Raw genomic sequence first — 19,854 nt, 5'->3', positions numbered from 1 at the left:
TATGGTGTGGCAGGCGTTTTCGTACGTTTAATGTGGTCGATGATTTTAATCGGGAAGTATTAGCGATTGAAGTGGATCTGAATTTACCTGCGTCCCGTGTAGTACGGGTGCTGGAGCGTATCGTTGCCTGGCGTGGCTTTCCGGCACAGATCAGAATGGACAACGGACCTGAATTTATTTCAGCAACCTTAGCAGATTGGGCGCAAAAGCATGATGTCCACCTGGAGTTTATTGAGCCAGGTAGACCCATGCAAAATGGCTTCATTGAACGCTTCAACCGCAGCTACCGCCAAGGGGTATTAGATATGTATGTTTTTAAGAACTTACAGGAGGTCAAAGAACGGACAGAATTGTGGATGAACGATTACAACGAGCAATGTCCACATGATTCTCTCAACGGGATGACACCTGTTGAATACCGATTGTTTCATCAACCTCAAAACTCTAGTAATACATGGCACTGATTGGGGGAGGTTTACACTTTGTCTGTTTTCTAAGCTGCCTGTGCGGCAGTGAACCGTTCAGCAACACCTGCCGCACGAGCCTTCGTTTTCTAAGCTGCCTGTGCGGCAGTGAACAACAGTTTTCATTTCTTCATTATTTAGGGAAATTTCTAAGCTGCCTGTGCGGCAGTGAACGGGCAGTCATGCGCAAAGGTGAGCAAGTTATTTTTCTAAGCTGCCTGTGCGGCAGTGAACAAGAAGATCACCTGATCGCGTTATCGATCGGTTTTCTAAGCTGCCTGTGCGGCAGTGAACGCTTATGAGTATCAGACAGACACTCCAGATGATTTCTAAGCTGCCTGTGCGGCAGTGAACGTCAAGAAGAGGGCGCTTTTCACTGAGAAACCTTTCTAAGCTGCCTGTGCGGCAGTGAACGCAATATAAATTAATCGGCACTGATGAGACCATTTCTAAGCTGCCTGTGCGGCAGTGAACTTGCGTATGGCGTTCAGCTTGTTTTCTTGTGCTTTCTAAGCTGCCTGTGCGGCAGTGAACGAAGCCAAGGTGGTAGCTGATGCCGCGACGCATTTCTAAGCTGCCTGTGCGGCAGTGAACCTGTGGTTATGCAAGTTGGCGCATTCGCGTTATTTCTAAGCTGCCTGTGCGGCAGTGAACGCGCCGCCCGTCCATGCACTAATATCACTACATTTCTAAGCTGCCTGTGCGGCAGTGAACTGCTTGAATTGGTAGTTGTGAACGATACGATATTTCTAAGCTGCCTGTGCGGCAGTGAACACTGCCGCGCAGTTTGGTGCCGACCCTATACATTTCTAAGCTGCCTGTGCGGCAGTGAACCCAACGGTGGTTCATCGTCAAACGGTACTCCATTTCTAAGCTGCCTGTGCGGCAGTGAACGTTTTGGCGATTCGTATTTACGCAATTCTTCGTTTCTAAGCTGCCTGTGCGGCAGTGAACAAAAACATTGGCACGCATTGGGTGCTGCATGTTTTCTAAGCTGCCTGTGCGGCAGTGAACATAAACTGCAAATCTAATGTCGCCATGCCAGTTTTCTAAGCTGCCTGTGCGGCAGTGAACGGGCATGATGAAGAAATCACTTCAAGCACTTGTTTCTAAGCTGCCTGTGCGGCAGTGAACCAAAGTTTGGCGTTGTGTGCTGCAAAGTAATTTTTCTAAGCTGCCTGTGCGGCAGTGAACGTATTGCACAGCCGGACAGTGCTCAGTCGTGTTTTCTAAGCTGCCTGTGCGGCAGTGAACTTCCCAGCGACCTCGAATCTGCGAATATGTTTTTTCTAAGCTGCCTGTGCGGCAGTGAACCTAACGGAACGTTTTGGTTACGGGTCGATGCTTTTCTAAGCTGCCTGTGCGGCAGTGAACAACTACTTGTACTAGTTGAAGAGGTGCTAGAATTTCTAAGCTGCCTGTGCGGCAGTGAACACACGTTAGCTGTAACAACCTGGCTAGTCGCTTTTCTAAGCTGCCTGTGCGGCAGTGAACGTGCCTTTCCGACCCAGATGACAATTGCCGATTTTCTAAGCTGCCTGTGCGGCAGTGAACTGAACAGTGCGCTTGCTGTTTTGACTGAGAGTTTTCTAAGCTGCCTGTGCGGCAGTGAACTACGCCTGACCATTCTCAAGCGTGCCTTTGCTTTTCTAAGCTGCCTGTGCGGCAGTGAACCAGAACGGGAAGATGGTACGCGCTTACGAAAATTTCTAAGCTGCCTGTGCGGCAGTGAACGCAAAGAAGATTTCAGTCATGGCGGCTGACTGTTTCTAAGCTGCCTGTGCGGCAGTGAACGGGGCAATGCTGGACAACCTGGACAAGCTCAATTTCTAAGCTGCCTGTGCGGCAGTGAACCTATACCTGCGAATGCAACGCAATGCAGGGTTTTTCTAAGCTGCCTGTGCGGCAGTGAACACATCGGCTGCGTCTGGTTATTACAGCAAATCTTTCTAAGCTGCCTGTGCGGCAGTGAACTGTATTCTACTGCGAAAAAAATAAGTTATAACAAACACTTAGCGAATTTTTTCGGTTTTCACCAATGGTCTAAGGGCTTGTTGCAACTGCTTGATTTTTATAATATTTTTTTAAAGAGCAAATTGATTGGTAAAAAAAGGGTCGCAATCGTTTTGATTCAACACCCAAACAAGGTCAAATTAATGAACTTATGACTTCGATTACTTAAACGTGCTGCGTAACAAAATCATCATTTGTAAGATGGCAAGCATATTGAGTCTTTGCAATCCTTCCATCTGACTTCCAGCTTCGCTGATGTAATATACATTCATCAAATCCATGTTTGCGTGATCGCGCAAATTGCCAGAAAACGTCGGATTCCCAATACACTATTGTTGTATCGCGATATCAAAAAAGTATTGAGTAAATCAATTTCCGTTGCATAAACCGTGTTGATTTGCTGCTTAGTGAGCGTATCGGGTATCAAGTTTTCTTTGATCGCATACGTGTTAATTTAGCAACTCACCTTCGCGAGATTACGTCGAATATCCCAACCAAGCTGCGCAAACTCTTTCTCTTTCAGACGCTGAAATTCTTTAATCAGATACAGTTTAAATTCTACTCAAATCCAGCTCGCAAATTAAAACACAATATCCTTTTGCACGTAAGTCCCGCCGTAACATCCCTCTTTTGAGATCAAACCCAAAGCACCGGAGGACTTGATCCATTGCTTGGGTGTCAGCGTAAAACTATTTAGCCCAGCCTGTTTTTTAAACCCATCAAATTCGATGGGTTTAAAATCCGAGTTATTCAATTACTCCCAAATTTCCAAGAACTCTACGGTATTGCGGCGAAGCCAGTTACCGACAACAATATCGGTTCTGTCTCCGCTCTTAAAACGCGCAATGTCAGTGATGCAAATGTATTCAATGTCATTTTTAGACGACATGCCGACTTGTTGATCTAGAACTTGGAGTTTGGTTTTCATTAAGTAATCGATCCAAAATTTAAAACCAAGGAACCGTAGCAGCTTTACTTAGACCGTAACAATCATACTTACCTTCAACCAGTTTATCTGTAAGCACTCGTTCTATAAAAATATGGAAAAAGGGCGATTCCCCTTGTTCTAAACGCTTTTTAGTTTGCTGACTTTCTACATTGATAAAAGGCAGCTTGCATTCTTCAGACCGGTTCTCTTTTCGCAAATAGGCCAACACCTCATCGTAAGGTTTATTTAAATGCACAGCTCTACGTTGCGCCTTCTTTTCGATGGACTTAACTGGTTTTCGCTTAAAGCAAGCATATTGCGAAACATCCTTCGGCACTGATTTAATCGGCTTAATATGGCAATAGTCACTCAGCCTGTTTAACCAGCGATGAATGTCTAATTTTTGCAAAGCCTCGTCCGTGTTAGCCAGCAACCGCAATTGGTTCCCCAAAGGGAAATCCTTGTCACCATAGTTGATGATAGAAAGCGCAACTGCAGATTCGTTGTCACCTATTTTGTTATCGACTAAAGCAATATGCACTTGCTGAAAGACCTTTTGCCAAAGGAAGCCAAGGTTGGCTTCAGCGTCTGGTAAAAGGGTGATGTCCAGATAGTATTTCATAGCTATTCCCCAGCACTTTCCCCAGCGCTTTCTCCGAACACGCCACCGCGCACTAATACCGCCATGACATAGTGTTCTTCAGATGCATTGGCCAGCTCTTTGCCTCGAGAGTATTTATCGAACAAATTATAAAAATCTGCTTTGTTTTTCGGGTTACGATAAGCAACACCTAAATTTGTTACAGCGCCATACGGTTCTACCGCAATCGGGCCGGTCTCAAAATTTTCATAGTTAGGATACCAAGTATCAATTGACCGCAAAGCATTACCAATCTTTTGCGAATGCATCGCTGCATGGCTATTGACCGCATAAAGAATTTTACTTTTCTTGGATTTGCTATTCCCTTTGTCTAAAACTAGTTCTTCACTTGGATAAACTTCTTGTGCTTTACCAATCTGCGCATAAGCATTAATTTCTAACATTAAGAAATCATTTTTCCCCGATAGAGCGCTTGCAATGCGTGCGGCTAATTCGCTGATTTGTACATTATTTTCATCAAACGTCCTTAGTGGAATTTGTACAGCATTAAAGACCCAGCTCGCTTCAATACCTTTATTCAACACCTTAACGTGTACCTCGATGTTTTCAGCGCCGACGCGGTTACGCCACAAGAAACGTGCATTAGCAATATTGCTTGCATAGCGGTTTGCCAGCTCGGTAAAGCCATATTTTGCAATGTAGGCTTTTGCCACATTGGTGTAACTTTGATTAAAAGCAGCGTTATTACATGCTGACGGTCGCTCGACACCACTTAGTACTTTAAGTGTAAAAGTTAATTTAAGCGTGTCTTGTTCTTGTCCTAAGGCGCACACATCCACAGTTTGCAAATTAGGGCTTTCTACTTTCGCATCCAGTTTTGCTGGATCAGCGATAAATGCATCTGAATCTTTTTTCTTAAAACGATTGGAAATCGTTCCACGTACTGATTTCTCAATCAACGCCAGTGGCGTCGTATGCGCAAAGCGATTGTCCCATGTCGTGCCATACATATACCCATCTGAAGGGACAAGTTTTTTTTCAAAAGCTAATACTGAGACTTTGCCGATTATTTGCGCTGCGCTTGTTGCCATGATATTGCTCCTTTATATTCGGTTAAATTGTTATAAATTGCTATTGATTACTACTTGGCGTAACGGTTGCTGACATAGATAAAGATTGTTGGGTTCATCGTAGAGGTAGTGCCACATTAATTCGTCGAATGATCGAAGTCGATATGGCATGATAAATTCACCTAAGGTTACGACTGCTTCGGCGAATCGGTGTGGCGTCGAAGGATCACGTTGATTTAGCGTTTTACTCGGTTCTGTCACAGGTGATATACCTTGAAAACCTGTTGCAATCGGAACAAGCCAACCAGATGACTTACGTTTGCTCGTCCATTTGACGTTGCCATCTTCATCGATTTCGCTATGATTTTTAATGGATAAATAATCAAGCAACGCATCTAAGGCATCCTGACCTTGCAGCATGGCTTCAAGCATCAATTCACGACGTTCAATCAGGGCAAAACCTGGCATTAATTTGTGAGCCAATTTTCTGAATTCTTGCGAATCATCTTGATTGATTTTGATAAATTCTGGCGTCGATGCAGACACTATATCCCCGCCTGCCATCTTTAATTGACTGTGTAAAAAACTCAGCAGGAGGGGCATAACTTCTTCTTCGTCATCCTTATCAATGCCTTTAGTTTCAATCACTAAAGAGACTTCTAAATGGCAACGTGCTTCTTCATTAAAAGCAGGGCGATTGCCGTCTTGATCAAGTGGATTACCTGTGCCGATAATGGAATAAACATAGTCGCCTCGACCTTTGTAGGTTTGCAAATTAATGTGATGGCATACCACCCCAACTCGCTTAAAAATTAAATCATCAAATCCAGCAGCTACTAATTTCCTTTGCAAAGCATGGGCTGCACCCAACCATGCCGTCATCGCTGGGAAGCCGATGGTGTAGGGACTTGATAAAGCATTTGCATTTTGTATGTTTATATGTGGCAATAACAAGATACGTTTTATACTCATAGCAGTGCCTCCTTCTGTTCCTGAATTAATTGGGTTACATGTTTTAGTTCGTCATCATTGAGCGCTAAAGAACTTTTCCCAAGAACTTTTTTATAAGCCAGAACCATCCAGCGCGCTATGTCCCGAAGAAATTCGTCCAGAAACTGCTCATCATTTATTCGCTCGTTGTGCCAAAGATCATCGAGAACGATTTTTTGTAATTTTGGCAGAGCAGAAAAACGCTCTTTTGACGACCACGCCAGATCTACAGCGCGTAACTGCCAAATTTTTTTGACAATATCATCAAAAATTTCTAGTAATATTTCATCGCGACGTGTGCGCACTTGGATATTGTTGCGACTATCCAACAGCCATCTATGAAGCAATTCAAAGTGGGTCTTGAATTGATTTGGCCATAAACAATTACTGAAGAAATCTGTTGTTGGTAAGCGTGTTGACTCAGGTGTTAATGATGGTGGAAGACTTGGAATTAGATAAGCGATACCAAAATTTTTGACATTGAGGTAGCTTACATTGCCCATCTTTTTAAAATCGTCATGACCAAACCCCATTTCGGTCAAATTGGGGATTTCGTCAAATCCATCAGCATAAAATTTATTCTCGGTTTTCAGTTTTCTGACAGGACTTCCGTCAATCCACTTATCCAACCCATCAATTCTTTTTTTGACTTCAAACATCAACATCGAAGGTGTAGTGATCGAAAGTAGATGATAGCCAGCATCACTTGGAAAATAGACTTGCCGTATCAGATCATGAGTCACTCGCGAGGCATCTTCGCCCGAGTAAACAGACAAACATTTTCTTTTTACAGATTGAAAATTTAGCGCCAAACTTTCAACAAAGTTTTTCAATCCTTCATCTTCATTTTCGAAGAGATTGACGAGTTTTTGGCCGCTGTTTAATTCAATCGAAAGTAAAGCGCATAACTCGAAAATAATTGTGTTGGTTGCTGAATTTCCTGATACATCAAATCTCGTTTCTAACTCGACGTTACCGGTCTTTACGTAGCCGTCTTTACGGAAAGTGCCATAAAACATACTGGCGCTTGCCCCTTTAATTTTGGGATTGGTGAATTTGGCAGGATGTGTTGTAACATTTGGCTTCGCATCTTTTATCGCTTTTTCAAACCATGTATTGATGGCGTATTTACTTTCCGCATCAGGCTGGTGTTTTTGCCGCGCAGCATCAATGGCAGGTGCAGATTTATCCTTTTTCGTCTTGATCTCCGCTGCCACTTTCTTTTCAAGAAATTCTGCTTTTTTCTTGAGAAGAAAGTCCTCAATTAGTCGTTTTGCTTCCATCATAATTTCCCTTGTTTAACTTCTGTTAGCCCAAGCTGTGGCGAATAACTAAATTTCTTTTGCCCGTCTTCATTTAATGGGATAGAAATTTCCCCAAATCTTGATGCTGTTTTTTCCTCGCTAATCCCAAAGCTCTGTGCGGTAGCTTGCAAAATGGTGTGATAGTCGCGCTGTAACCAGAAACGACTGTTAGGTGCAGCATCATCCTTGTGACGTATGTTTTGTAACTGTTCAGCCTTGGATAATTTCCCTTTCTGGTCTTTTTCCATAAAAACAAATTTACTTGCTGGATCATCCGCATTTTGCGGTACCAGATACAAAATTTGTTTAGGGCGGCTATCACGAAAACGATTGAGTTGTTGTGGCAATGCAGTAAGCCACCAGCAATGACGCAGCCACCCTTCTAGTGTCTCTGGCCCTTTAGTCGTGAATTGAGTCAGCAAATTGGCGATTGCTTGATGTTCTAAATCTGCCAAACGATAGTTTGGATCAAGAATGGTTGAACGAGAAATACGCGGCACTGCATTAATACGCTCACCGATCAATGCTTCATCAAGCAAATCATTGAGGCGATGGCTACTTAAAGGTAGCGCATCGCTCTCATAGCCGGGTCGACAAAATACGGCTTTACGATCAATGGCGGGCACATTTCGTTGCTGGATGCCTTTGAGGTTGTATTCCATTAAGACCATATTCGGCAATGTTGGTTCAATGTTGCGATGACGTAGAACACGCCCAGCCAACTGAATAATGGAACGATAAGAAGATGGCTCAACCACAGCCCAATCAAAATCGTGATCGCGCCCGACTTCTTCGACTGGCGTTGCGACCAAAATATAAATAACATTCGGCGCTGTTGTTGTGGCTAGTTGCAGTTTGATGTGGGGGTGTGCAAACACTGCTAATGGATCTTTGCGTTTTAAAACTTCATCAAGATGCTTCTCTTGCACACTGCGCATCAACAAGACTTGCTGGCTGTGATAGACCATGACTTTGACTTCAATATCATTCGGCCAGTCTGCCATCATCAAATATTCAGCAAGCGCGACACAAGGAGGTATGTTCGCTACACGTACTACACCGAACGATACTTTTGTATTTGTATTGGGGTCGATTTGATGATGTTCCAGATGTTTTTGGATAACAGCTTCCTGCACCGTTTCAAAAAAAGCGTTTTGCAAACTGTTTGGCGCTCTTTCGCCCGATTCTTTGATCGGTGTAATCTGTGCTTTACGTTTAGCGATTTGCCGTGAAAGATTTTTGACGCGTTTATCAATAAATTTTTGGTGATAGGAATCAAAACTCATTTCGCCTTGTGTCGTTGCCAGCATCGATATGCTTTCAACTTGCGCACTAAATTCATCCACCCATGCACAACCTACTTTAAAGGGCATTTCGCGGCTTTTCGCAAATAATTGCCATCCTTGTTGATAAGCATGGAAATAGCCTAGTGCTAAATCCGGTGGAATTGTCGCTGAAGAAATCATCACTTTACGCCCAAGCATTCCAGCCAAATGCACTAAACGGGCAATGGCAATCAAATCGCCACCGTCAAAATCGTCAATTTCATCAATCACGAGATCAGATGACATCAAGCGTAAACACGGCAAAATATAGCGCCCACCACGGGTTGTCTCTGTCGCGGCCATGATGTGATCAATGGTGCAGACAAGAACAGGCGCATAGAGAAACTGCCGATCCTTATTAGTGGTAAGTACAGTAGCTAAGCCTTCTACGGGAATGTCACAGTTATAGCGTAGCTCTCCATCCATCAATGATTCTGCCGATTCAGAGCCAAATTCTTCTTGCGTCGTTTTTTCAACATCATCGCCCTGATGCGCCTTGTGCAAATCCATGACTGCTTTAGAGCCAATTAAAACAGCAAGCTCGGTATCATCCAAACCAATCCGCTGTTTGTATTCATCTCCTGTTTGAATGGTCAGAGTACGCAATCCCAATGCTAGGATATAACGTAAGTTGTTTGCATCACGCGAAAGGGAGCGCATAATTTTGGCATTAGCAAAAGTTTTTCCACATCCGGTACTTGCCATATTGACGGTGAAAAATCCAAACTGAGCGTCAGTCTTTTGATCGAGTTCTATCTCGCGCCAGCGCCCTATCTGCGTAACGATTTTGTCTTGCCATGCGAATTCTTTGGGGCTTTTTTCTTTAAGACTTTTGGTCGAATCAGCAAACGGCAATTCACGCTCAAATGCAGGCAACCAATGTGCCGCATTCAATGCTTGTTTGGCGACACCGCATAAATGTTCATCTAGTTTTTGTTTAAGCTGGCTTGTTTGACTATCGGTGTTGGCATAAATCGTCAAACTACTTTTCCAATTTTGATCAGCGGGCTTGGACGAATATAAGTGGTCGCCTAGCATTAAGGATAGACGCGCGTGGTGCAAAACGACCCGCCAGACACCATTTTCCATAGACGCAGCCAACAGAGACTTTTCTGCAATGGCTTTAGCTGCCCATTTTTTGATCTGTTTTAACCATTGTTCTGATTCGCTTAACAAGCCATGTGGAAAGTTGAAACAATCGGTTAGCTTGATTTCACTGTGTGGATTGTCATAGCCCCAAAAACTTTCAAACCATTTATTCGCCTGACTTAATGAATTACATGCTTCGTCACGCCATTTTTCTTCGCAAATAACTTTAGACAGAGTAGGCAGTTTATGGTGGGTAAGAATGAGCCAAGCAACCAAACTGGCAAGTGGTGGTAAATTTTTTAGTGGCTTTTTAGTAGCATTTTTGGTTAAAAATTGCTTTAATTTTTCTTCATTAACTTCACCATCAATCAAGCGTTTCAACCATTGTTCATCGTTATCCGCGTCATCAATAAAGGCATTTAGCAATAAACACGAGACCCACTCGTGCCGCAGTGGATCACTCATCGCTTTATGCGCAGACAGTTTATTTTGAAAACAAAGAGATGCCTTGCCCCAATCATGCAATAGCGCAGCCAACGCAGTACACACGTTAATCAGCGGCAAATAGTGCCAATTACTTTCCTTCATTTTCATTTCTTTTTGCGTACTATTCACCGGCACTATTCCCATCTCATTAAACATCCCTTTATTCCCCACCGCCCAAATAAATTCACTACGCGCACGGCTACGTATCCAATGACACGCCACCGCTGTATTTTTACTCGCCGTCTGGCGCAGCATTTTTTTGACCACCGCTAAACCGTCTTCGGTAATCACTGTTTGCCAGGTATTGTCACCAATGCGATCGGCGAATGCATCCAGTACGCGGCGTGTTTTTTTGAGGGCATTTTTTTGGCATTGTGAAATGAAGGTGACCATCATGATGGTGTGTCTCCTTTGGTAGTTTCGTCATCGCCCACATCACCAATTTCATCATTTGACTCTTCATTCGACGTCTCATCTATCATTGCTTCAGAAGCGATAACAGCATCTTGTTCTGCTTCGCCACGTAATGCGATTGCTTTGATTTGGTCGAACATAAAATCGAGCGCTTTGTGGTTGGTAAAGGCTTGTAAGCATTGCTGGCGAAATTCTTGCTCGGTGGCGTTTTCTTTGGCGCAGATAAATGCCCATGGAAGAACGATGGCGTCTTTGATGAGATCGGCGACGTCGAAGACCAATGCGCCACGGCGGGTTTTGCCGTGCATGACGGCAAAACCGTGCGGTATACCTAGTACCCAAAGCGTGCAGGCGGCCACGCCGTAGGCGAGGTAGTTGCCGTGATTGAGAAAGGCGTTGGCTTTGTCGGTTTCTTGATGTTGACGTGTAAAGCCGTTTTGTTTGGTGTGCTTGGCTGCGTATTTGTAAAGTAGTTTGGTGAGTTGGGCTTCGTTTAAAAGTAACTCCGCGGCTTTGTTGGCGTGTTCAATTCTTTGACTGCAGTGCGTAAGTGCAGCTTGAATTTCACTGTCGTTGATGTCAAAACCTTCTGTTTTGAGGTCTTTGTCTTTTTGCCAGACTTGGCTTAAGAAAGCTATGCGCGCTTGTTGCAATTGTTTGGCTGCGGCTAAGCGTTGTTCATCATCAAACCAGAATGAGCACCAACCTTGTAAGTATTGCGTTGGACGATATTCGCTTTGCGGTGTCATCCATTCAATCTCATTGCCCATGTACAGCGGCGTGCCGCCACCACCGCAAAAGCCGACTAGCACGCCGGCACGTGCCAGCATTCTAACGGCGGCATGCGTGATGGAAGTACCGCTTCCCAACATGAGTACGGTAGTATTTGCGAATGGGATATTCCAATAGTGATTTTCGTTCTTGGCTTCTTGCAGATACAAAACGCGACCATCTTTTTGCAAAACTCGACAGTGCTCTAAGTAATAGAGATTTGCTCGCTTTGAGTGCAGTATGGCTTTTAAGTCTGATGGTGAAAAGTCTTGCATGTCGTCTGTACACTTTACATTTAAGCCACATTAGAAAATAATATTTATTCAATATTTTCATTATGCAAACAATAATATACAGATACGAAATACATGTCTATACTGACTACATATACATGTCGATTTTTCAATCATATCTGGATAACGAAATATGAAATGGGCAATTAGGTGGGATTTATTGACGCGCTACCGATTGATTGAAATAGTTGCGAAATGGGAAGGTCGATTAACAACTAATCACCTATGCAACAGTTTTGGAATTGGCCGTCAACAAGCTAGTAAAGATATCAATACATATTTACATGACATCGCCCCTGGCAATTTGTTTTATGACAAATATGCAAAAGGATATGTACCTAGCAATGCATTTTCTCCGAAGGTCACAACCGGAACAGCAGATGAATATTTGCATATTCTTAGCAGAAGCAAAGATATCGCACATACCTTCTCAGGATTAGATATAGGGTTCGCTCATACTGAGATACTACATGTACCAATTAGGAACATCGAACCGCAGATGCTAAGGGCATTGGTACAAGCGGCAAGAGAAAAAAGACGTGTAGAGTTATGCTACATATCGATGGAAACGGCGGTTGAAGAAGAGCGAATAATTGTTCCACATACGCTGGTATGCACTCCATTACGTTGGCACGTCCGCGCGTATTGTGAAAAAAATCGTGACTATCGAGATTTTGTTTTAAGTCGATTCAGAGGACATCCTGAAGTATCACTGATAAGTAAAAACACCTCAGATGAGGATGTGTTGTGGAATACTCAGGTAACGATAAAAATTTCACCAGATAGTAGATTAAAGACCGAACAACGACAAATCATCGAACGTGATTTCAACATGAAGAATGGATATCTTGAGGTAAAAACAAGAGCGCCATTGGTTTATTACACGCTCAAGACATTTAACATTGATCCTAAAATCCAGGATGTGCGGCCTGAGGCGCAACAAATCATCGTCGCAAATTTTAGCGAAATTGAAAAATACCTATTTTAAATTTCAGAAAACATGAATACTCTAATAGACTAAACATTGACTCGGATCACTTGTGATTATTGTAAATAACTTGGTGCGCCGATACCAAAATTTCTGTAGACCACACAAATTATAAAATCTATAGGGCACCTTTATGCTTAGCTCAGATTTTCCCAAGCTTCGTTTTTCAAAGGAGCGTTCTGTAAAGGATTGCCAAACATGTTATTTGGTGAAAAAACTCCAAGCACTCAACTTGTTCTATGGAACCCCTTTTCCGAAAGAAAGGGGTTAAAGCTTCTTTTTTACATGCGAAAACTATACAATATTCGCATGCAAAATAAATTGAATATAATAAAAAGAAATAAGGGAGCGTGTTTTTAATTGCACTAATAACACTATTTTAAGGGATTTTTTTATTATCCATATTTTCATCCATAGAGAAAAAATAGGAAAATAAAATTCATTTAAATCAAAGACTTAGTTTAATTATTCGATTCCGGCTCTCGCACCAACCAGATACTAAGCTCTTGATTTTTCAAGGGCTTTTTTGGTTTTTACGCCCTGTTTTTGTCAAGTGTCACATATGAGTGTCACATATCGCACAAAATGGGCATCAAATTACCTTCCAATTTACACCGCAACAGACATGGTGTTTTGTACTTTCGTCTCAATATTCCGAAAGATCTACACGGCTACTTTGAGACCAAAGTCATTTACCGCAGCTTGCGCTTCCAGTATCCGGCTACCGTTACAAGCTTTGCCGCTAGGCAGCATACTTTTTCGAATATCGGTATAGACCAGCAATATCAGATGAACATAGGAAAGACATCGCCCCCTCAATCTTTTCAAGCGGCCAGTCCCACCATTCTATTTCTAACAACATTGAAATTTCCTCCTCTGAAAAACGCTTTTTTATAATTTTTGCGGGATTCCCACCTACCATTGTGTATGGCTCTACATCTTTCGTAACCAGTGCTCTGCTTCCTATGACTGCACCATGCCCAATTTTTATTCCAGCCATGATCATTGCTTCGGAACCAATCCACACATCGCTACCTACAACCGTATCCCCCACTTTTTGAAATGCATCTACTGCATCTTTGAATGCCACTTCTTCCTTCATATAAAAAAACGGAAACGAAGTTACCCAATCATATCGATGGCCTTGATTGCCTGCCATGATGAAAGATGCACCTGAACCGATAGAACAGAAGCTGCCAATGATCAGTTTATCAATATCTTTCGATTCCGATGATAGAAAGCGAGCGCAATCATCGAATGAATGACCGTGGTAATAACCAGAATAATAGCTAAAACGTCCGACCAAAATATTTGGATTATTAACCTGATCAACAAGCTGCTTTCCTTTAAAGGGACTATCGAAGTAATTAATCATCGTTAATAATTTTTTTATTTTCATATTAATTGCCATGCCTGGAATGGCGGCTAAGTGCCGAGGCCGTGTAAAAACACAAATTCCAAGGCGTTCAACACGTGAGCCTCTATAACGCCGTTTTAAAGACACTCGTGACGCTGTAGTTTAATCTGAATTCTTCAATTTCACGACATCCGTTTATTTTATTACCCTAATCGCTTCTAGGAAGCTGTATGAAGACGAGCGACAATATAAACCCTCTCAGTTCTTCATTGCTTTCATTAACGGAATGATGCTCAGAATTTTCATCGCTCGCTTCATGTTATATGCAAGCTCATTTCTGCGGTAATGTGTTTGAACGTTTTCATCTGGAAGTGTTGCGCGCCCATCCAGGATTTAATCGTGCTGTAAGTATGCTGTACCGTTTCCCGTCTGATCCGCATCACTGTTGGAAATTTATCGAACCTTCTTTGCATCTCATTGAGCACTGCTTTATTTCTCCAGAGGCTGACGCGTATCTAGTTTCTTGGCGTGCACTGATCATTCAAAGGACATGCCTTGCAGCCCGATGCCCAGTAGCCGTAAACGTAGAGCTTTAAGAGAACAGCGCGATGATAAGAAGGTCACCCTTTCACGGCGTGTGTCACGCCATCAAACCCCAGTGCAATGAGATCAAAATTATCGATAAACACAGCAACCACGCGTACCGGATTCTCTTCCGTTACATAGTCATCGAGCATCTCTGGCAGCAGAGTACTTTGTATACGTTGCTCACCTTAAATAAATCGCTTCATCTAAACCTCTCAATGCGTTGGAACATCGATTAGACAAACTTCATGTATAAATGACGAAGAAATTTTTTCATAGTCGTCTGAAAAAATTACAGTACATTCCCCGCGTTATTGTCACCGGCAAACTTGGAAGTTACGCAGCAGCTAAATATGTGCAGGATAAAGGTGCCAACAGTCGCACCGAAAATTCTCATCAAACAACGCGCGCGCGCGCGGCGAATGCGGGGATTCAAAACCAGTCGGCGTGCTCAACGGATCTTAACAACCTTTAGCGTTCTCTCTTCTTTTTTTAAGCATGGTCGTCAACTACTAAGTGCAAAAAATTATCGTGAGATGATGCACAGACGTTTTGCAAGTTGGTCCGAAGTTATTCACTCTCCAATCGCCGTTGCGTAAATTTCATATGGATTTTGCGAATCTTTCGACTAAGATTTAGACTCAGCAATTTTTTTAATTAACCTGACAATGCCCACACTGGCTCAATGTCGTCACAAGAGCAAAAATGACAAAGGGCTGCATCTCTGCGCCCTTCTGTTTTTATTACCTATTATTATCTGGACAATGGAGATAACTAATAAGTGCGCTCCTCATCCCTGTGCGTCGATCAAAATGTTGAATCAAGCCATCGCCATTAGAATTACCCATGAGGGCTTTAATACCATGTTGCACCATGTATTGCGGGTAATACTTTGGCGCACCAATACTTTCGATCTTCTGACATATTTCCGTACGCTTTGCATCATCACCAAGCGTGGTGTTAACTTGGTTCATGAACGATGTCTTATTGTCTGGCGTCATCGCCTCCAACGTAGCCATCCGCAGTACCATTACTGCTTGATGAGCCGACTGATCTGAAACGCGAAGGGTATCGAAACTCCCATAGACACCTGAGAGTGCAAAAATAAATACGGCGTCGTCGAATCTTCCTTGTTGAACACATCGCAGCATCGACATACTCAAATCTACCGGGCTGTATATATTTTTCATATCAGATGCCTTTACGCAATCGATATCATTGAGAGACTCCAAATTAGTTTTCACTTCATTTTTTTTTATCTGTTGGCCGTGCGCGGTCATTGTCATCCAAGATTGTGCACACATCACCGCCAAGAAGATAAACATCCGCAAAAAATGCTTTTTCATTGAATCACCTTTTGAAGTAGTGGCTGACCAGACGGTTGTGTCGCAATAAGGTAGCATAAGCGCGGAAAGTAGTAATGTCACGAAAAATTAAAAGCTATGCCACGGTCAAAGAAACTTCGTGCTGCGGTCAGATCGCGTTTGGCCGTGAGCAGAAAATCGATGGTTTATCCCTGACGGTCAACGGCGCGATACAAATTTTTCCGTTGCCCCTTGACCTTGATATACGTCTCAACCATGCGCCAACTTCGACCTACGGAACGCTTACGCGAACGAAATATTTTGGCCAGCACTGGCAACATCTTTACAGTCCAACGATGTACTGTGGCGCGATCAACGACAACGCCGCGTTCTTCCAAGATTTCTTCGATGTGACGAAAACTCAATGGGTAGGCCACGGACCAGCGCACACAAAACATCATTGCTTCCAACAGATAATGCAGTCGTTTGAGAACCTTATGGAGAGTGCTTTTGATGAGGCTTTTTGCGAAAATCGTCCATATCAAACTTTACCAGATACTCTTATTGCGACACAATCCTCCAGATTACTTACATTGAACCTGGCCAGCAGTTGTATACGACGCAGAATCTCCACACCATATGGTCATGCAACCAGAAAGCAAAATTAGCATCTGAGTAGCTAAAACGAAGTTTCTAATTAGTTTTATTCTACCCATCCGAGTAATAGTGGAGCAAATGAAAACACTTCGAACGTCAGCTACGTGCCGCCAAGCGCCCGAAACTGAATTTGTTGAATGGCTCCTGTCCCGCGCATTGCAGGCATACACAGTCGGCAAACAATAAATTAAAAAATCAAAACAGCAATTTTTATAATTTATGACGGCACAACCCAGATTGCAGTCGTTGAGACGATTCGGTAATTGCCAGGACGGAGTCAATCGCTAGGATATGAAATATTTCAATAATAGTCTGGCAATGTACTGCATTAACGAATCAAAATGTTTCCCAATCAGAAAAATCGGTCGGATTGCTCTCCTCAGTCGATTTTCCTATAAGTTAAATATTTTTTAAGTATTCCGAATTAGACGCTTAGTATTTATCGCGATTGAGGCAGAACGAGCGCTAGTCCCTTGCTGCATTGGCCGAATCAATTTAATCGTGTTGGCGGCAATGTTACGTGTCGCGTCTATTTTGAAAACGCTCACAATGTGGGCAAGGTTTTTCGCTTGGTCTTGCAGTGATCCTGCCGCAGCGGCAGCCTCTTCAACTAAGGCCGCATTTTGTTGTGTCACATTGTCCATTTCGATAATAGCTGTGTTGATCTGCTCAATACCGGTCGTTTGTTCCTGACCTGCAGCGGTAATTTCACTGATGACATCGGTCACACGTTTGACGCTTTGTACTACTTCAGCCATCGTTGTCCCAGCAACGCCAACCAATCTACTTCCAGCCTCAACTTTTTCTACGGAATCACCGATCAGTGTTTTGATTTCTTTCGCTGCACTTGCGCTACGTTGCGCCAGATTTCGCACCTCAGACGCAACAACTGCGAAGCCACGCCCTTGCTCTCCCGCTCTTGCTGCTTCAACTGCGGCATTCAAAGCAAGAATATTCGTCTGAAACGCAATGCCGTCGATCACACTAATAATATCGACGATTTTCTTTGCTGACTCGCTAATTGAATTCATTGTACCAACCACTTCTGAAACCACGCTACCGCCTTTGATTGCGACCTCAGATGCAGTTTTAGCCAAGCTATTGGCTTGACGAGCGTTGTCAGCGTTTTGTTGAACTGTAGAAGTAATCTCTTCCATTGAAGATGCAGTCTCCTCAAGAGAGCTGGCTTGCTGTTCAGTACGGGAAGACAAGTCCAAGTTTCCCGTAGCAATCTGAGTTGACGCCGTTGCTATGGTATCCGTTCCAGATCGTACTTGAGTAACAATGCTCTGTAGTGAGTCGTTCATTTCCTTGAGCGCTTGCATCAACTGACCTGTTTCGTCTGTTGAGTTTACTTCAATGCGGCTAGTTAAGTCACCAGCAGCCACAGTCTGCGCAACTTTTACCGCTTCATTGATTGGACGTATAATGGAGCGAGTAACAAAGACACCAATAACAGATGCGAACAGGGCAGCGAGAGCAGACAATATGATCACGAAAGTTGTTGCTGCATTAGCCTGCTCAAGAGTTTCCTTGGCAGTGTTTTCCATCACCTCTGTCTGAAACTCATCAAATTTCTCTATAGCACCGAAGAGTGCATTTTGCGGTGGGATTACTTCCTTGAACAAGAACTCGGTTGCATTATCTTTCGCACCTTCTTCAATTAACTTTAGCTCTTTATCCGCAGCAGCATGATATGCAGTGCGGGCATCGGTCATTGCTTTGAAAAGTTCTTTCCCTTTTGGGGTATTCATCAGCTTTTCAAGTCGAGACATGATCGCTGGATTTTTCTTTTCCGCATCGGCAGCTAATTCGATAAATCTCTTTGCTTCTTCGGGTGTCGGTGCAAGCAAGGCATTGCGCAAATTACGCGCCTCAGTATTGGTATTGCCCCTGACCTGAATGGCCAATGCGATCTTTGCATAGCGATCGTTGACAATCGCGTCTGTGTTTTTGCTTCCACTATTTAAGTAGGTGACGCTCAAAATGGAAATAATGATCAATAACAGTATTACGACACCAAACCCTAGTCCAAGACGTGTACCAATTTTAAAATTTGAAATTTTCACGGGCATTCTCCTGGCTAGAAAATTAAGTTTTGAAATTTGTTTAGAGTTCGTAAAGCCTATTTATTCAATATTTCTTGTGGATAATAATGTCAGTAAAATTTGAAAACAAAAAGTTGATTTTTGTTAATTCAATTTCATGAAATAATCGTTTGCATTTCTAATCAACCAGAAACACCAACCTGCGCGATGAATTTAAACGTTTCAACTTAGTCAAGCCGAGCAATAATAACAAGAAATAAATAATGCGCGCGATTGTTCTTTTCAGTGGTTAGTAAATTAAGCGAGGTAAGCGCACGCTCAAGGATAAAAATTAGCTCTTGTGAATTGGGAAGCTGCCCGCTGGTGATTTATTGAAATCAAATTGCTGAACAGGTTTAAGTTTTTTACCCGCACTTTTGACGTAATTGACGTGAATCGTAGCAATTCTTGAGAACTCCGTTTTATGTGAGACGATTGCTTCTACTTTAGCCGCAATTTCTTGCGCCTCGGCTTCACGCTCCGATCTATCTGCCGTATTTAATTTCCCATCAACGAGCGTGATTGTAATTAGATGTGCGGTCGATATGACCTGCAATTTTGCATCATCAATGCCAGTGACGCCAATGACTGCTTTTTTCAGCTCAGGAAGTGTGATTGTTTGCTGTTCTACCTGCGCTTTATCTGAAGCTGCGTCACTACTCCATGCCATTGGTGTGAAGGCTAACAATGTTCCGTAAAATACAAATAAAGCAAATTGATTTTTCATATGATTGCCCGTTGAATCGAATAGATCGGAATAGTAGCAACAGCTACCTTTTGTTCAGGAGAGAGCACATCGGCATTCCGAATATAACCAAGGGCATTCACCGTCTAAGCTAAGACTAGGTGATAAAGATTAACACCCCCTTGATTTGAATCAAGCTTTGATTAGCGACTTTTTCTTAGAAAAAAACTATTCCAGAATCGACCAATAGCAAACAAGGTGAATCTTTTTAGATTTCTCACAGCACAATTACTTTTTTTGATAAGACTGAGGAATACACCAATTTATGCGAATTACCCCCTATGTCAGGATAGATGTCGCGTCAATTAATTCACATCAACCGTATTGGGGCGGAGTAAAGACATGCAGTGAATCGTTATCCAGCAGAACGCAAGGAGGCCATC

13 protein-coding genes, 2 pseudogenes and 1 CRISPR repeat array are annotated in these 19,854 nt (G+C 42.9%); of the genes and pseudogenes, 3 read left to right on the top strand and 12 right to left on the bottom strand.

Features of this window, described 5'->3' with window-relative positions:
- Nucleotides 1-464, top strand: a 464-nt coding sequence (locus ACO0KY_RS19145; RefSeq protein ID WP_423048756.1) for an integrase core domain-containing protein, incomplete at its 5' end; no start/stop codon positions are given.
- A 26-nt stretch (nt 465-490) separates the two neighbouring features.
- Nucleotides 491-2,438: a CRISPR direct-repeat array (repeat unit 28 nt; unit sequence TTTCTAAGCTGCCTGTGCGGCAGTGAAC).
- Between the two features lie 793 nt (nt 2,439-3,231).
- Here the strand turns inward: ACO0KY_RS19145 and ACO0KY_RS19140 are convergent.
- Genes ACO0KY_RS19140 through cas1f form a run of 7 tightly spaced genes read right to left on the bottom strand, consistent with a single transcriptional unit; the run spans nt 3,232 to nt 11,730 of the window.
- Nucleotides 3,232-3,405, bottom strand: coding sequence for a hypothetical protein (locus tag ACO0KY_RS19140; RefSeq protein WP_423048754.1), 174 nt, complete (start codon nt 3,403-3,405; stop codon nt 3,232-3,234).
- Between the two features lie 19 nt (nt 3,406-3,424).
- Nucleotides 3,425-4,027 (bottom strand): type I-F CRISPR-associated endoribonuclease Cas6/Csy4, encoded by a 603-nt coding sequence (gene cas6f / locus ACO0KY_RS19135; protein WP_423048752.1) that lies wholly within the window; start codon nt 4,025-4,027, stop codon nt 3,425-3,427.
- A gap of 2 nt (nt 4,028-4,029) precedes the next feature.
- Nucleotides 4,030-5,097, bottom strand: a complete 1,068-nt coding sequence (gene csy3 / locus ACO0KY_RS19130; protein WP_423048750.1) for a type I-F CRISPR-associated protein Csy3 — start codon at nt 5,095-5,097, stop codon at nt 4,030-4,032.
- A 30-nt stretch (nt 5,098-5,127) separates the two neighbouring features.
- Entirely contained in the window at nt 5,128-6,048 is a 921-nt protein-coding gene (gene csy2 / locus ACO0KY_RS19125; protein WP_423048748.1) for a type I-F CRISPR-associated protein Csy2, read from the bottom strand.
- Nucleotides 6,045-7,349, bottom strand: coding sequence for a type I-F CRISPR-associated protein Csy1 (locus tag ACO0KY_RS19120; protein ID WP_423048746.1), 1,305 nt, complete (start codon nt 7,347-7,349; stop codon nt 6,045-6,047). The genes csy2 and ACO0KY_RS19120 overlap by 4 nt, the downstream gene beginning before the upstream one ends.
- A complete protein-coding gene (cas3f, locus tag ACO0KY_RS19115; RefSeq protein WP_423048744.1) occupies nt 7,349-10,666 on the bottom strand; it encodes a type I-F CRISPR-associated helicase Cas3f in 3,318 nt (1,105 codons plus the stop codon). Before cas3f ends, ACO0KY_RS19120 begins: the two co-directional genes overlap by 1 nt.
- Complete coding sequence (gene cas1f, locus ACO0KY_RS19110; RefSeq protein WP_423048742.1) at nt 10,663-11,730, bottom strand: type I-F CRISPR-associated endonuclease Cas1f; 1,068 nt, start codon at nt 11,728-11,730, stop codon at nt 10,663-10,665. The genes cas3f and cas1f overlap by 4 nt, the downstream gene beginning before the upstream one ends.
- Before the next feature lie 151 nt (nt 11,731-11,881).
- Here cas1f and ACO0KY_RS19105 point away from each other — a divergent pair, with 151 nt between their 5' ends.
- A complete protein-coding gene (locus ACO0KY_RS19105) occupies nt 11,882-12,736 on the top strand; it encodes a WYL domain-containing protein (protein ID WP_423048741.1) in 855 nt (284 codons plus the stop codon).
- Nucleotides 12,737-13,321: 585 nt separating this feature from the next.
- A pseudogene (locus ACO0KY_RS19100) lies at nt 13,322-13,432 on the top strand (hypothetical protein); the annotation flags it as partial.
- Nucleotides 13,433-13,478: 46 nt separating this feature from the next.
- On the opposite strand, the gene catB reads toward ACO0KY_RS19100, so the two are convergent.
- The 5 genes and pseudogenes from catB to ACO0KY_RS19075 form a co-directional block, all read right to left on the bottom strand.
- A complete protein-coding gene (gene catB, locus ACO0KY_RS19095; protein ID WP_423048758.1) occupies nt 13,479-14,111 on the bottom strand; it encodes a type B chloramphenicol O-acetyltransferase in 633 nt (210 codons plus the stop codon).
- Between the two features lie 1,310 nt (nt 14,112-15,421).
- Complete coding sequence (locus ACO0KY_RS19090) at nt 15,422-16,024, bottom strand: hypothetical protein (RefSeq protein ID WP_423048739.1); 603 nt, start codon at nt 16,022-16,024, stop codon at nt 15,422-15,424.
- 95 nt (nt 16,025-16,119) lie between these two features.
- Nucleotides 16,120-16,515 (bottom strand): annotated as a pseudogene (locus ACO0KY_RS19085) (IS6 family transposase); the annotation flags it as partial.
- A gap of 534 nt (nt 16,516-17,049) precedes the next feature.
- Complete coding sequence (locus tag ACO0KY_RS19080) at nt 17,050-18,708, bottom strand: methyl-accepting chemotaxis protein (protein WP_423048737.1); 1,659 nt, start codon at nt 18,706-18,708, stop codon at nt 17,050-17,052.
- A gap of 310 nt (nt 18,709-19,018) precedes the next feature.
- Nucleotides 19,019-19,453: a hypothetical protein gene (locus ACO0KY_RS19075; RefSeq protein WP_422988477.1), complete on the bottom strand. Its 435-nt coding sequence runs from the start codon at nt 19,451-19,453 to the stop codon at nt 19,019-19,021.
- Nucleotides 19,454-19,854 lie beyond the last annotated feature (401 nt).

Source organism: Undibacterium sp. Dicai25W, from assembly GCF_049340505.1.
Taxonomy (GTDB): Bacteria; Pseudomonadota; Gammaproteobacteria; order Burkholderiales; family Burkholderiaceae_D; genus Undibacterium; species Undibacterium jejuense.
This window is presented reverse-complemented; position numbering and strand designations above follow the sequence as displayed.

What these genes read in the sequence shown, in the direction of transcription:
- cas1f (WP_423048742.1), bottom strand. Translation starts at nt 11,730, where the DNA reads ATGCAAGACTTTTCACCATCAGACTTAAAAGCCATACTGCACTCAAAG.
- ACO0KY_RS19090 (WP_423048739.1), bottom strand. Translation starts at nt 16,024, where the DNA reads ATGAAAAAGCATTTTTTGCGGATGTTTATCTTCTTGGCGGTGATGTGT.
- csy3 (WP_423048750.1), bottom strand. Translation starts at nt 5,097, where the DNA reads ATGGCAACAAGCGCAGCGCAAATAATCGGCAAAGTCTCAGTATTAGCT.
- ACO0KY_RS19120 (WP_423048746.1), bottom strand. Translation starts at nt 7,349, where the DNA reads ATGGAAGCAAAACGACTAATTGAGGACTTTCTTCTCAAGAAAAAAGCA.
- cas3f (WP_423048744.1), bottom strand. Translation starts at nt 10,666, where the DNA reads ATGATGGTCACCTTCATTTCACAATGCCAAAAAAATGCCCTCAAAAAA.
- cas6f (WP_423048752.1), bottom strand. Translation starts at nt 4,027, where the DNA reads ATGAAATACTATCTGGACATCACCCTTTTACCAGACGCTGAAGCCAAC.
- ACO0KY_RS19140 (WP_423048754.1), bottom strand. Translation starts at nt 3,405, where the DNA reads ATGAAAACCAAACTCCAAGTTCTAGATCAACAAGTCGGCATGTCGTCT.
- ACO0KY_RS19075 (WP_422988477.1), bottom strand. Translation starts at nt 19,453, where the DNA reads ATGAAAAATCAATTTGCTTTATTTGTATTTTACGGAACATTGTTAGCC.
- csy2 (WP_423048748.1), bottom strand. Translation starts at nt 6,048, where the DNA reads ATGAGTATAAAACGTATCTTGTTATTGCCACATATAAACATACAAAAT.
- ACO0KY_RS19105 (WP_423048741.1), top strand. Translation starts at nt 11,882, where the DNA reads ATGAAATGGGCAATTAGGTGGGATTTATTGACGCGCTACCGATTGATT.
- catB (WP_423048758.1), bottom strand. Translation starts at nt 14,111, where the DNA reads ATGATTAATTACTTCGATAGTCCCTTTAAAGGAAAGCAGCTTGTTGAT.